General features: G+C 34.4%; 10 protein-coding genes and 1 tRNA gene. 5 read left to right on the forward strand and 6 right to left on the reverse strand.

Features of this window, described 5'->3' with window-relative positions; genetic code table 11:
• Positions 1 to 11 precede the first annotated feature (11 nt).
• Both JOE44_RS23520 and JOE44_RS25210 read left to right on the forward strand, forming a co-directional pair.
• Positions 12 to 1,229, forward strand: a complete 1,218-nt coding sequence (locus JOE44_RS23520; protein WP_209788290.1) for a hypothetical protein — start codon at positions 12 to 14, stop codon at positions 1,227 to 1,229.
• Between the two features lie 64 nt (positions 1,230 to 1,293).
• A complete protein-coding gene (locus JOE44_RS25210) occupies positions 1,294 to 2,589 on the forward strand; it encodes a hypothetical protein (protein WP_245169849.1) in 1,296 nt (431 codons plus the stop codon).
• Between the two features lie 130 nt (positions 2,590 to 2,719).
• On the opposite strand, the gene JOE44_RS23530 is transcribed toward JOE44_RS25210, so the two are convergent.
• The 4 genes from JOE44_RS23530 to JOE44_RS23545 all read right to left on the reverse strand — a co-directional run bounded on the left by JOE44_RS23530 (position 2,720) and on the right by JOE44_RS23545 (position 7,549).
• Positions 2,720 to 4,051 (reverse strand): DUF3472 domain-containing protein, encoded by a 1,332-nt coding sequence (locus JOE44_RS23530; protein ID WP_209788293.1) that lies wholly within the window; start codon positions 4,049 to 4,051, stop codon positions 2,720 to 2,722.
• Between the two features lie 213 nt (positions 4,052 to 4,264).
• Positions 4,265 to 4,337 (reverse strand) — tRNA-Phe (locus JOE44_RS23535).
• Positions 4,338 to 4,446: 109 nt separating this feature from the next.
• Positions 4,447 to 6,288, reverse strand: coding sequence for a lysophospholipid acyltransferase family protein (locus tag JOE44_RS23540; RefSeq protein WP_209788296.1), 1,842 nt, complete (start codon positions 6,286 to 6,288; stop codon positions 4,447 to 4,449).
• A 22-nt stretch (positions 6,289 to 6,310) separates the two neighbouring features.
• The gene (locus tag JOE44_RS23545; RefSeq protein WP_209788299.1) at positions 6,311 to 7,549 is read right to left on the reverse strand and encodes an aspartate kinase; all 1,239 of its coding nucleotides are present in this window, start codon (positions 7,547 to 7,549) and stop codon (positions 6,311 to 6,313) included.
• Positions 7,550 to 7,873: 324 nt separating this feature from the next.
• On the opposite strand from JOE44_RS23545, the gene fbp reads away from it, so the two are divergent.
• Positions 7,874 to 8,890, forward strand: coding sequence for a class 1 fructose-bisphosphatase (gene fbp, locus JOE44_RS23550; protein ID WP_034695188.1), 1,017 nt, complete (start codon positions 7,874 to 7,876; stop codon positions 8,888 to 8,890).
• Entirely contained in the window at positions 8,891 to 9,895 is a 1,005-nt protein-coding gene (locus JOE44_RS23555; RefSeq protein ID WP_209788301.1) for an o-succinylbenzoate synthase, read from the forward strand. It abuts the gene before it with no gap.
• 14 nt (positions 9,896 to 9,909) lie between these two features.
• On the opposite strand, the gene JOE44_RS23560 is transcribed toward JOE44_RS23555, so the two are convergent.
• On the reverse strand, positions 9,910 to 10,077 hold the full coding sequence (locus JOE44_RS23560; RefSeq protein ID WP_156121559.1) for a hypothetical protein: 168 nt from the start codon (positions 10,075 to 10,077) through the stop codon (positions 9,910 to 9,912).
• A gap of 449 nt (positions 10,078 to 10,526) precedes the next feature.
• A complete protein-coding gene (locus tag JOE44_RS23565) occupies positions 10,527 to 11,657 on the reverse strand; it encodes an alpha/beta hydrolase (RefSeq protein ID WP_209788302.1) in 1,131 nt (376 codons plus the stop codon).
• A gap of 153 nt (positions 11,658 to 11,810) precedes the next feature.
• On the opposite strand from JOE44_RS23565, the gene JOE44_RS23570 reads away from it, so the two are divergent.
• On the forward strand, positions 11,811 to 13,484 hold the full coding sequence (locus tag JOE44_RS23570) for a glutamine--tRNA ligase/YqeY domain fusion protein (protein ID WP_209788305.1): 1,674 nt from the start codon (positions 11,811 to 11,813) through the stop codon (positions 13,482 to 13,484).
• Positions 13,485 to 13,717 lie beyond the last annotated feature (233 nt).

Raw genomic sequence — 13,717 nt, forward strand, 5'->3', positions numbered from 1 at the left:
ATTAATATATTATGAAGAATATTTTATTAATAGGGATTGTATTAATGATGAATAAATGTAACTCTCAGAAACCAACTAATAATATGTCAAATACACATTACGTAAAGCAAGAATCAGGTTCTTATATTCCTGTATTAAAATCGCAGTTATCAGCTGGTGCAAGTGGAGAGAAAAATGAAACAGATTATCCTACGTATCAATTTACATTAAAAGATTTAGAAGCTACAGAATCTATCATATCAAAAGAATTAGAAGATAATGGATACAAAAAGCCAGGTAAAGAAGACTTTGCTAATACGGTCAATAAAGTATTCAATAGAATAATTGATCCGAGATCGGAATCAAAGTATTTGCATATTAATTTTGAAGATAAATGCTCAAAAGACTTTAATCTTTTTAAAAACTCAAATAGTATTGATGTTAATCCATACAGTACATATGTTTTTAAAAACGGACTTTTCATTTCAGATTTATACAGCATTCCTGAAATACTGGATTATACTAAAGATCCTGAATTATTGCAATATGAAAAAGATGCTGAGAATAATAATCATATAACAGATGTCAAGATATATTATTGGAAAGATATAGCTGATTTAAAAAATATAAGGAAGCAAAATATTAAAACAATTGTTGCTAGAAATATGTATTTATTCAATAATAATAAATCATACACGACATGGCTGGTACAGAATGATCAAGTTTTCGTTAAAAATCTTATCAAGTTTTTTGGATATGATAAAGAACCAAAATTTAATGAATTTGTTATTAATCATTTGAATTTAAATTCACTCAATAATAACCAGGAACTTTTGGGTTATATTGCTTCCAAAAATTGTGATGGTGGGTTAGATATAAGAACTTCATTTCTTAATTCGTATGAATCTTTTTATAATAACTCAAAGAATTTAAATGATATATTGATATTAAAATATCTAAGCTCTAAGCTTATCAACAACGAGCCTAAAAATAATTTTAGTGATAAAGAAAAAATGAAGATTTTAGCTTCTCTGGCAAATATTTATGATCCAATATTTAAAAAGTCTCATCATGATGGTCAAAATTGGGGTGAAATGACAATATTAGCTGATTACAGAGATTTTATAGGTGAAGAAGATTGGACTAAAGTTAAGAATGAATATAAAGTAAACAATTATTATAACTTACCCAATTTAAAATCAATGATCGAATATGCAGATTTATTTGATAGTGTTGGTGCACCAGATTAAATTAATAAAACTAAAGCATATCTCATGATATGCTTTTTTACTTCTAAAACACAAATTTAATACGATGAAAATCTTAAAAGGTTTAACAGTTATTCTACTATTCATAGGTGGTAATAATAAAGGACAAGAAAAGAAATCTATTGCAGATATTAAAAATCCGGGTGATGATTTTATCAAAACAGCTTTAATCAAACAACTTAAACAAGGGTCAACTTTTACAATAGATGAGGCGGGTGCAGGCTTAAAAAAAATTCAATTTGAAACTAAAGAATTGGAAGCTGTAGCAATAACAGCTGATGAATTATTAAAATCAAATGGTTTTAATACTTTGGGCACTGATGAATTTAATGAAAAAATCAAAAATATTTTTGGAAGAATTATCGACCCAAATTCTCAATCAATTTTTTTATATATCAATTTTTTTGATAAATGTGATAAACAGTTTGTTATGTACCATAATAACGGGGTTGATTATGAAGGATTGTTTGTCGATAAACAGAGAAAAATATTTACAGATTTTTATTATATACCGGAACTTATCGAGTATAAAAAAATATATCCCAAATTAAATGGCATTGAGAATTTCGATGTAACAAGAAAATCAAGCATAAATGATTCGGATATTAAAATTCCACACTGGAGAGATATTGCTAGCTTAAATGAAATTCGGAAAAAGAATGTCCAAACAATTGTAGCAAGGAATATGTTTCTGTTCAATGATAATAAAACTCAATACAAATGGCTTATTTTAAATGATCAGAATTTCATGGCAGCCTTGGTAAAAACATTTGGATATACAGCAAATACTGAACTCCTAAAATGGGTTATTGAAAGAACAAAGTTTAATAAAAACCATCCACAAGATTATGGAAAGTTGTTTTGGACTAAACAATGTGACGGAAGTTTAAAGCTCCATGCCAATACTTTCAAAGTTCTTCAAAAACTATATCTTCCTAATGATCCGTCAGAAAATAGATTTATCTTGGATTATATCAAAAACTATCTTGAATATTTTGCTGATTTTAATAACAAAGAAACTGGCATTTCAAAGGAAGATAAAGTGAAAATACTTGCAAATATTGTTTATTTTGCTGAACAATATAAGTATGACAAAAGATTTGTTTCGGGATATGGAGATAACTCTAAAATGATGGGAAGGTTAAGATTCTTTTTAGATCAGGAGGAAGTAAATATTTTACAGAAAAATAATTATTTCAACCTTCCAAAATTTAAAGAATGGTGGGACAACGCTGACTATGATGACTATTTTGTTGAAGAATGTGAGTACAACGGAACATGTGGTCCGGATAACCGACCTATGAATATGACAGAATGGAGAAAACAACATCCTAAGGAATAAATATTGAGAGTATAGTCATTTTTTTGGCTGTGTTTTTTTAGATAGGAGCTATCAACGCTTTACAAATCGAAAATAAATAAAAAAGCCAGTTCTTAATAAAGTAACTGGCTGATAATTTTAGGATAAAATGTTAAGGAAGGGTTGAAAAATTGATATTAGGAGCTTGTGTAGGTGCAGTAACAGAAAACTGTGAGCCAGGTGCAACAGTTGTGTTAAAGAATCCTCCATTTTGTAAAAAGAAAGCATTCCCGCTTGTTCCTCCCATTGCATCTATTCTTTGCTGTGCGTTGTAGGTATTATCTACGCTAAACTTTGCTCCTGAAATGGCAACCCAGTTACCAGAGGAAGTTCTTATCCATTGATTTTTAAATTCTGCTTTTCTGCCCTGATATCCATTTTCGGGATTGAAATTTTCAACAAAACTATAGAAGCTTTTCAGATAAGTGCTGGTTTGGGGTCTCTTCCAGCTGGCGATCAGCTTCCATGTGGTGGTATCCGGAGATAAAAACCAGGCGGTGAAGTCTGTTTTTCCGGTGCCATCCGGTTCCCCTTTTAATAAGAATTTATAGGTTTGCCCGGCACTCCAGTTGTATTTATAATAGCTTTGTCCACCCGAACCTTCATTGCCAAATTCTCCGATGGTTACTCCGGTACCCGCTCTGTTGAGGATAATTTTGTGGTCAGGAGGAATATTATTGGGATCGTCAGTATCAAATGGGCTCCATACAGAGAATAAAATCCTTCTTTCTGTAGCAGAGTTCACCTGCATCCCAAAATAGCCCGCACTGAAGCCATTAGCCATAAAATAAGAACCGATTTTGTCTTCTCCTGCAGGAACTGTTACTTCGTTGTAATAATAGCTAACATTATCGGTTGTTGGAACTACATAGTTCAGATGGCAGGAAGGTCCTCTGCGTGCCCAATAATAGTATGACGGATCATTACTGTAAATATTGGTTCCTGTAGAAGCCGCTCCACTGAAAGTGATATCTGTAACATCTGCAAAATATCCTCCGGTTTTTGAAACTCCCTGAAGGTCAACTTTCACATAACCTGGAGTAGAAACGGTAAAATCTCCAACAGTATACTCTTTATTCGAAGATCCTGTTAGAGTCACATTTTTTGATATATTTCCTACCGTTATTTTTACAACACTTGTTCCTGATGGGACAGAAGCTTTTAATCCAAGGTTTAATGTTCCTGTATTACTCACTCTGAAATAAGTACTGATAACAGTATTAGAGTTGGTCCAGTTTCCTAAGTTAGTGGAGGTGATCACCTCGCTGGCTCCCGAAGGTTTTACCGTTAAAAAAGAATTTCCTGCAACCGGAACGCTGAAGGATGAGGTATTTTTTTGTGCTGCAATGGTGTCCTCTGTTGCCATAGGGGTTTCTGCGCATGATTGAAAAATAAGCAGAGTGGCAATACCCAGAAAAGTATTGGCTAATAATTTTACTCTCATAATTGTATTTGTAATTAGGTTTCACCTACTAAATTAAGCTTTACTCATTAAACAAGAAAGAAATAATTCCCATAATTTTGATTAATTTCTTATTTTTTTGAACAAATAGGAAGGGAGTTTATATTTTAATAGGGCAGTAATAGGGCAGGCGTAAGAAAATAGGAACAGATAAAAAAACAAAAAAACCTCTAAAATGAATTAGAGGTTTTAAAGTGGTTTCTCCAGGAATCGAACCAGGGACACATGGATTTTCAATCCATTGCTCTACCAACTGAGCTAAGAAACCATTATATTTTTGTTTGACTTACTTCGTTGTTTTAAAGTGATGCAAAAGTAGTAAGTTTTAGTATACAAAGCAAGTATTCATCGTACTTTTTTTGAATAAAGTTAAAAACTTACTGATTATCAGCCGGATTATTTTCCTGCTCTTTTCTGATCTGTTCACTCATCTCTTCCAATACCGGTTTGATCGTGTTTTCCGGAAGATCACTGATTCTGATATACATCAATCCGTCAATCGCATCATTAAAGTTGGGATCAACATTGAAAGCAATTACTTTAGCATTTTGTTTGATGTATTTTTTGATCAGAACAGGAAGTCTCAATTCAGGCTCAAGGTCATCAATAATCTTGTCCAGCTTGTTAAGGTCAGATTCCATCTCTTCAAAGAAAATGTTTTTATCCCTGTCACGAAGCTTTACTTTGTATTCATTCCTTGGAGTGATGTACTGAGCCACCGCAGAATCAAAATAATTTGAACGCATAAATTCGATCATCAGTGATTTTGAAAATTCTGAGAATTTGTTGGAAATACTCACACCACCCATAAGGAATTTATGATCAGGATTTCTCAGGCATACATGTACAATTCCTCTCCATAAAAGGAAAAGCGGAAGTGGTTTCTGCTGATATTCCTGGCAGATATAGGCACGTCCCATTTCAATTACCTTTTTAAAGAAAGGATGAATGTCCTGCTCAAACTCAAATAAAGAGCTTGTATAAAAGCCTTTAATACCATATTTCTTCATTACCTCTCTACCCAGTGCCATTCTGTAAGCTCCAGCCAGTTTTTTCTCCCCATTATCCCAAAGGAAAAGATGGTGGTAATGTTTATCATATTCATCCAGGTCAAACGGAAGATTACTTCCTTCACCTACCGCACGGAAAGTAAGCTCTCTCTGACGTCCGATTTCCCTCATAATAGAAGGAATTTCCTCATAAGTCGTAAAATAGATCTCATAATTTCCGTTACTGAACAGCATTTTATCCGTTCCTCTCAATTTATCAACATCTTTAATGATGTCTTCCAGAGGTGTTTCATCAATGATATTCTGAACAATGTTTTCTTCCTTCAATAAAGGAAACTTCACCGATAAGTTCTGAAGATTGATGCTTTGAGCAAGGGATTTTCTCTTTTCATAGTAAGATTTCATCATATAAACCTTACGTTTCAGAAACTCTCCCAATTCCTCAATTGTTTCCATATCGTCCATCGCCTTTACAGTAATAGGACGCCCGATTCTGATTCTGATAGGTTTTTCCCTGTCATTCATCATTTCTGAAGGAAGCATCAAAGTCTGCAAATTCGGGTGAAGTTTAGCCACCTGATAAAAAAGTCGGCTGTTCTTAGCGTGGAAATACATAGGAACTACCGGCACTTTAGCCATTCTGATAAGCTTAAGTGCCGTTTTTTCCCATTCCTTATCTAAAATTTCTCCGTAAGGATTGTTCTTGTTGGAAACTTCTCCTGCCGGAAAAATACCTACGCAGCCTCCGTTTTGTAAATGCTTGAGTGTTTCACGCATTCCTGAAGAACTGCTGTAAGCTTCTTTTCTGTTTTCAAAAGGATTTACAGCGATTACATACGGTTCCATAGGTTTGATCTTTTCCAAAAGGAAATTTCCCATTACCTTAAAATCCGGACGAACCTCTGATAAGACCTTGCACATTAAAATCCCGTCAATAGCACCCAGCGGGTGATTGGAAACCAGAATAAACGGTCCCGTTTTCGGAATCTTTGCCAGATCCTCTTCAAAAGCTACGTAGCTTAGGTTTCTTTCTCTCACAAATGAGTCGAAAAAGTCTTTGCCTTCCTTGTCTTTTAATTTATCGTATAATTTATTTACTTCGTTAATTTTAGCAATGCTCATCACAGCAGATGCTATTGGGTTCTTGAGAAACCCAATTTTATTTAAGCCGGAAGCTTGGATCAGATCGTTTTTCGAAATTAAACTCATGTGTGTTTAGTCGCAATTAATATTATTGTGTTACCATTTGAAGAGTGTTCTTGGAAATCTGTTCCAATAATACATTTTTTTCATGGTAAAATTTATCAATGTGATCTTTCTTCGCATTTCTTACTGTGAATAAAGATACATTTTTAATTGCTTCGGTTTTAAAAATTTTTTGAAGCTCTTCGTTGAGCTCATCAAGATGGTTAAATTTATCCTCAAGGCACAATGCCAGAGAGATCGCAGAATTCTGCATTAGGGAAACTTTGATCTTATATTTAGATAAAAATCCGAAAATCAGGCTCATATGATCTTCTGCAATAAAAGAGAAGTCTCTTGTAGAGATTTTCAAAAGATCCTGGTTTTCTTTTAGAATATAAGATTCTTCTTGTTGGTTTTTTTCGGAAGCACCTACTTTTGTTCCTTCTTTGGTAGGATCTACGAAAGATTTTACATAAAAAGGAATGTTCTTTTGCTGGAGTGGCTGTAATGTTTTTGGGTGAATAACACTTGCACCATAATAAGCCATCTCAATAGCTTCCTCATAAGAAATGTTGGAAAGAAGATTTACATCACTGAACTTTCTCGGATCTCCGGTCATTACTCCCGGTACATCTTTCCAGATAGTCATTGCTTCAGCATTTAAGCAGTAAGCAAAAATAGCAGCAGAGTAGTCAGAACCTTCTCTTCCTAACGTCACCGTAAAATTATTGTCGTCAGAACCGATAAATCCCTGAGTTACATAGCAGATTTCAGGATTGAGATTGGAAATAAATTCTTCCGTTCTTGTCCAGTCTACCGTACCTTCTCTGTATGAATTATCCGTTTTTACATAATCTCTGGCATCCAGCCATTGATTAGTAAACTGGATTTCATTCAGATATTCACTCACGATTTTAGTAGAAATCATTTCTCCGCAGCTTACCACCTGATCATACACAAAGTTGTAATTAGGAGATTTATTTCTTCGTAAAAAAGAATCAATATCATCAAAAAAGAGATTGATTTCAGCAAAAACCGCATGATTTTCAGGAAATAATCCTTCCGCAATTTCCATGTGTTTTCGTTTTATCTTTTCAATCTCAGTTTGATAGTTATCTTTTTTGAAATAAAGTTCTACAACTTTTTCCAACTCATTTGTCGTCTTGCCCATTGCTGAAATTACCAGCAAACATTTGGCAAATCCTTGGCTTTTTAGAACCATGGACACGTTTTTTACACTGTCAGCATCTTTTACCGATGCTCCACCAAACTTGAAAATTTTCATTAAATTGTTAAAAATAAAATTGTTAGATAAAAAATTACATGAGTTTTTTACGGACGTCAAAATTATAAATTTACAACGAGATATGAAATAGTCTGACGCGGAGATGGAATTAAGATTTCCTTAAAATCAACAAATAATGAAATAATTTTAATTTTTCACGAGTCTGATGTAACAAATTAGGAGTCCCAATTTTTAATAAAGACCAGGTATTATGTTATGTTTTGTTTGTATTTAATTGATATACAGTGAGTAATCTCTTTTTTAATTAAATTTTCTTAATGCGATAAATTTTCCGAAATTTGGGCAAAACGTAAAAAGAAAAATATGTCAAATCAACCATTACAGACTTTAGGAGAATTTCTTATAGATAAGCAGGACGATTTTCAGTATTCTACAGGTGAATTTTCTCGTCTTCTAAGTGCAATAAGATTGGCTTCGAAAGTGGTAAACAGAGAAGTAAATAAAGCCGGAATTGTAGATATTACAGGAGCTGCGGGAAACCAAAACGTTCAGGGAGAAGAGCAGCAAAAACTGGATGTAATCGCTAATGAAATTTTTATTACGGCTTTGTCTCAAAGAGAGGTTGTTTGTGGTATTGCTTCTGAGGAAAATGATGATTTTATTGATATCAAATGCGGTGAAAATGGTCATTTAAGTAAATATGTTGTACTGATCGATCCCTTAGACGGATCTTCCAATATTGATGTAAATGTTTCCGTAGGAACTATTTTCTCTATCTACAGAAGAGTTACAGAACCCGGAACTCCAGTACAGCTGGAAGACTTTTTACAGAAAGGAATCAATCAGATTGCAGCAGGATACGTTATTTACGGTTCTTCTACAATGATTGTTTATACAACAGGAAATGGGGTAAACGGATTTACACTAGATCCATCTTTAGGTACCTATTATCTTTCTCATCCCAATATGACTTTCCCAAAAACGGGTAAAATTTATTCCATCAACGAAGGAAACTATATTAAATTCCCTCAGGGAGTAAAAAATTACCTTAAATATTGCCAGATGGAAGAAGGTGACCGTCCTTATACTTCAAGATATATCGGTTCATTAGTTGCAGATTTCCATAGAAATATGCTGAAAGGAGGAATTTATATTTATCCTTCCTATTCGCAGGCTCCAAATGGTAAACTAAGATTATTATACGAATGTAATCCAATGGCTTTCCTTGCTGAACAAGCCGGAGCAAAAGCAACAGACGGATTCAGAAGAATTCTGGAAATAGAACCTACAGAACTTCACCAGAGAATTCCTTTCTTCTGCGGAAGTATTGAAATGGTGGAGAAAGCAGAAGAATTTATGCGTATCGACAGCGTAAAATAAATGGAAGCAACTTACTTACAATATTTATTACAATTTAAACGCCCGAGTGGAACATCTCGCGGCGTTTTGCTTGATAAAGAAACCTATATTCTTACAATTTCGGAAAACGAAAAAAAGGGAGTAGGGGAATGTGCTATTTTCAGAGGACTGAGTTTTGATGACCGACCTGATTATGAAGAAAAGCTGAAGTGGCTTTGTGAAAATATCAATCAGGATACGGCTTTTTTAAAAGAAGAACTGAAAGAGTTTCCTTCCATTTGGTTTGGCTATGAACAGGCAGTTCAGAATTTGAAATATGGAGACAGTCTTTATTTTCCAAGTGAGTTTACGGAAGGAAAATCTGCCATTACCATCAACGGTCTGATATGGATGGGAGATGCAGGGTATATGGAAGAACAGATTCAGGAGAAACTGGAAAAAGGATTTCATTGCATTAAGTTAAAAATTGGTGTTGACTGGAAATCTGAACATGTTATTCTCCAGAAATTAAGAGAAAAGTTTTCCAAAGACCAGTTGGAACTTCGTGTAGATGCGAATGGAGGATTTAGTAAAGAAGAGGCGATTATTGTGTTGCAGCAGCTTGCCGATCTTCATATTCACTCTATTGAGCAACCTATAAAAGCAGGAAACTGGGATGATATGGCAGAATTATGCGCCAAAACACCTACGCCGATTGCATTGGATGAAGAGCTTATCGGAATTATTGATCCCGAAGAAAAGAAAAAGCTGTTAGAAAAAATACAACCACAGTATATTATTCTAAAGCCTGCTTTGGTAGGAGGTTTTTCCGGTTCAGATGAATGGATTTCCCTTGCCGAAAAACAGAATATCAGTTGGTGGATTACTTCAGCGTTGGAGAGTAATATAGGCTTGAATGCTATTGCCCAGTATACATTTAACAAAAAAAATCCAATGCCTCAAGGTTTAGGCACTGGAGCTTTATTTGTAAATAATTTTGAATCCGATCTTGAACTCAGAAATGAGTTGCTATGGTTCAAAATATAACTGTCAAAAGTTAATTAGCACAATGGTGGAGGTGAATCCGGACATGTAGTTTGCCCACAATAGTCAGGAGCCCATGATCTGCAGCACATAGCCACTGGATTCCAGCTGTTACATCCAAGAGGTGGTCTTCCTCCTTTGATTGTTTTTAATTCTCCTCTTTTGATTTTTTTTAGATTTTTCATGTTATTGATTTTATTTGATTGGTAAGTAAATGTCGATAACTTTTTTGAATTATACAACAAGTGGGGAATTATTTAATAATATTTAACAATTCCTCTGTAATATTTAAATTGTATCGAATATGAGTTTAGTGGTCTCAGTTTTTTTTACCTGACAATCCCTTCCTGTACAGAACGTTTGAATGTTTTTATTCCGGTCTGTAGGAAAGACCTGGCAGTTTTTGATCGGATATTTTGTGAATTTAGAGGTTGTTACACAATTAAATCACATCTTTTACGAAAATAGCTTTCTTTATATAATCTAATATATCAGAAAACCTTTTTTTAATCTGTCCCATAATTAAAAATTGTAATTCCCTAATCTTTGAATTAGCAATCATTGTGCCATACTGATGAATTTTAGTTAATTTTTAACTTATAATTCATTTTTCAGGGATTATTTTAATTATTTGTTAAGAAATAATTGTGAAAATGTTTTCATTATCTTTAGATCTGTTGGTGATAAGATTTCTGTCAATTCCGTATAAATTTTGAAAGATATCTTCCTGTACCTGCGAGCTTGAGAGGTATCCCCAATGATTTCCCACTTCATATTTAAAGCTGTCAAGCAAATCATCTTTTACGAATGTACAGTCGATAACAGATACAATATCTTTATAGTGAGCAATATCGCTTGGTCCGTTTTTACCAAGCCTTGGAGTCAGGATGTTTTTCGTAAACTGAGAAGCTCCCAGAATAATATCCTGTCGGTTCAAGTAAATGGAAATTCTGTTGGCTAATAATGGCAGCTTATTAAATGAGTCTTCTGAATCTTCGAATACTTTATAGCTTACATCAGCGTTCAACAGGAGAACCTGGTCAATAACACGCAGTATATTTTCTCTTTTAAGGCTGTATAACATGCTTTGAAGCACTCTGTTTCCAAGAGAGTGAGCCATAAGATGGATTCTTTGATTGCAGGGAGCAAGATCCCGGTTGGAAAATATATCTTTTAAAAATTGAGTGTAGAAATAAAACAATCTCACCAGAGATGTTCCGGAATTGATGCTGGAGGCCTTATCATCAAAATAACTCAATGGGATTATACTGCCGGAAGCGGGCCAGCTCACAAATAAAATATGTTCTACAGGTGATGCCGGATTATCAATGAATATTTTCTTAAGATCAAGGATAGCCTTTAACTCATCATCAAAATCATACAAATAACCATGGATGAATATCAGTACATCACTCCTGTCTTTTGTGGAAGACATATTTTTGTACAGTTCGTAAAACATTCTTTGGGTTCCACCGAGATTATTGGCTGTAAGAGGGGAGTTTTTAATTCCTTTTTCACTCAATAAAACATCTAAAACTTCTTCATATCCTTGTTTTTCTGGTTCGGAAAGAAGTTTGTAATTTAAGATATTTCTGTTGGTGTAATCTTTTTTCTTTTTCGCCTGAGCGGTTGGTTCCTTATAATTATCAAAATCGCATTTAGCAATCCTGAAATTAGGAATTGAATATTCTTCATTGGAAAAAGAGTCTACTCTTTCGCCTTTATGTCTGATAATTTTCCGGTTGCTTAAGATATAAATTGCCATGACGGATAATTGGTTAAAATGGTACTAGCTTCCCGAAATTAGTGAAAAATATTGAATAACAATAGATAAGGCTTTTAAATTATCACTTTTACCAAAGCTTATTTTTCCGTAACTTTGTGAAACTTTTTTTGCTAAAAAATAAAAGCTACTTTAATGGAAGAAGAAAAAAAATCACTCAATTTTATTGAGCAAATTATAGAAGATGATCTGGCAAACGGACTGAAAAGAGATCAGATCCGTTTCCGTTTTCCGCCTGAACCCAATGGTTATCTGCATGTAGGGCATACAAAAGCCATCTGCATCAACTTTGGACTGGGCGAAAAATACAATGCTCCCGTAAACCTTCGTTTTGACGATACGAATCCTGAAAAAGAAGAACAGGAATTCGTAGATTCTATCATGAAAGATGTTGAATGGCTAGGTTTCAAATGGGATAAAGTTTTGTATGCATCCGATTACTTCCAGCAGCTTTACGATTGGGCAGTACAATTAATCAAAGAAGGAAAAGCTTATGTAGATGAGCAGCCTTCTGAAGTGATTACTGAGCAAAGAAAAAATCCTGCAGAACCGGGAATTGAATCTCCATACAGAAACCGTCCTGTTGAAGAATCTTTAGATTTATTCGAAAGAATGAAAAACGGGGAATTTGAAAGTGGTTCAATGTCTCTTCGTGCAAAAATTGATATGGTTTCGCCTAACATGAATATGCGTGACCCTGTTATGTACAGAATTTTGAATAAACCTCACCACAGAACAGGTACAGCGTGGAAAATTTATCCAATGTACGACTGGGCTCATGGTGAATCTGATTATATCGAACAAGTGTCGCATTCACTGTGTTCTCTGGAGTTTGAAAATCACAGACCTTTGTACAACTGGTATTTGGATCAGGTTTACGAAGAAGGAAGGGTTAAAAACAAGCAGAGAGAATTTGCAAGGATGAATGTTTCCTATATGATTACTTCTAAAAGAAAGCTTCAAAGATTAGTGGCTGAAGGAGTCGTAACCGGATGGGACGATCCTAGAATGCCTACCATTTCAGGGATGAGAAGAAAAGGATATACTCCAACTTCTATCAGAAACTTTATTGAGAAAGTAGGGGTAGCGAAAAGAGAAAACCTTATCGAAATTCAGTTGCTTGACTTCTGTGTACGTGAAGATCTGAATAAGGTTGCTAAGCGTGTAATGGCAGTGGTAGATCCTGTGAAATTAGTGATCGAAAACTACCCTGAAGACAAAGAAGAATGGTTAGAAACTGAAAATAATCCTGAGCAGGAAAATGCAGGAACAAGAGAAATACCATTCTCGAGAGAATTATATATTGAACGTGAAGACTTCAAAGAGGAAGCTAACAATAAATTCTTCAGACTTAAATTAGGGGGTGAAGTTCGTTTGAAATCTGCTTACATCATTAAAGCTGAAAGAGTAGAGAAGGATGAAAATGGTGAGATTACTACCATCTACGCTACGTATGATGAGAAGAGTAGATCAGGAAGCGGAACTGAGGAAAGTTTAAGAAAAGTAAAAGGAACTTTACACTGGGTATCTGCAAAACATGCTGTTCCTGTGGAAGTGAGAACATATAATCATTTGTTTACTGTGGAGCAGCCTGATGCTGAAAAAGATGTAGACTTCTTAAACTTCATCAATCCTGATTCTGTAGCAACGGTAAAAGGGTTTGCTGAGCCAAGCCTGAAAGATGTTGCTGTTGGAGAGCCATTACAGTTCCAAAGAATCGGGTATTTTACAAAAGATCAGGATTCTACAGACGATGTATTGGTATTTAACCGTACAGTAACGTTAAAAGATTCTTTTAAACCGGAATAATTTTCGGAAATATATAATACATAAAGCAGGAATTCATTGGAAGTTCTGCTTTTTTGTTTTTGTTGGAAAACACAAAGGGCGCTAAGAATTTTATACATGGTGAATATTTAGGGAGCAAAGAAACCTAAGATTTCCAGCAGGTGTAATACAATCTAATCAATCAATATTTTTAACTTTAGAAATCAACAGTGTTCAATTTTATCGGAGATAAAATCCTTGCGTCTTAAAACGTT

The sequence above is a fragment of the Chryseobacterium sp. PvR013 genome (genome assembly GCF_017833095.1).
GTDB classification, from domain to species: domain Bacteria; phylum Bacteroidota; class Bacteroidia; order Flavobacteriales; family Weeksellaceae; genus Chryseobacterium; species Chryseobacterium culicis_A.

Bases quoted from the DNA above. Each gene is read 5' to 3' on its own strand.
- JOE44_RS23560 (WP_156121559.1), bottom strand. From the start codon at position 10,077: ATGAAAAATCTAAAAAAAATCAAAAGAGGAGAATTAAAAACAATCAAA.
- JOE44_RS23540 (WP_209788296.1), bottom strand. From the start codon at position 6,288: ATGAGTTTAATTTCGAAAAACGATCTGATCCAAGCTTCCGGCTTAAAT.
- JOE44_RS23520 (WP_209788290.1), top strand. From the start codon at position 12: ATGAAGAATATTTTATTAATAGGGATTGTATTAATGATGAATAAATGT.
- JOE44_RS23545 (WP_209788299.1), bottom strand. From the start codon at position 7,549: ATGAAAATTTTCAAGTTTGGTGGAGCATCGGTAAAAGATGCTGACAGT.
- JOE44_RS23530 (WP_209788293.1), bottom strand. From the start codon at position 4,051: ATGAGAGTAAAATTATTAGCCAATACTTTTCTGGGTATTGCCACTCTG.
- JOE44_RS23565 (WP_209788302.1), bottom strand. From the start codon at position 11,657: ATGGCAATTTATATCTTAAGCAACCGGAAAATTATCAGACATAAAGGC.
- JOE44_RS25210 (WP_245169849.1), top strand. From the start codon at position 1,294: ATGAAAATCTTAAAAGGTTTAACAGTTATTCTACTATTCATAGGTGGT.
- JOE44_RS23570 (WP_209788305.1), top strand. From the start codon at position 11,811: ATGGAAGAAGAAAAAAAATCACTCAATTTTATTGAGCAAATTATAGAA.
- JOE44_RS23555 (WP_209788301.1), top strand. From the start codon at position 8,891: ATGGAAGCAACTTACTTACAATATTTATTACAATTTAAACGCCCGAGT.
- fbp (WP_034695188.1), top strand. From the start codon at position 7,874: ATGTCAAATCAACCATTACAGACTTTAGGAGAATTTCTTATAGATAAG.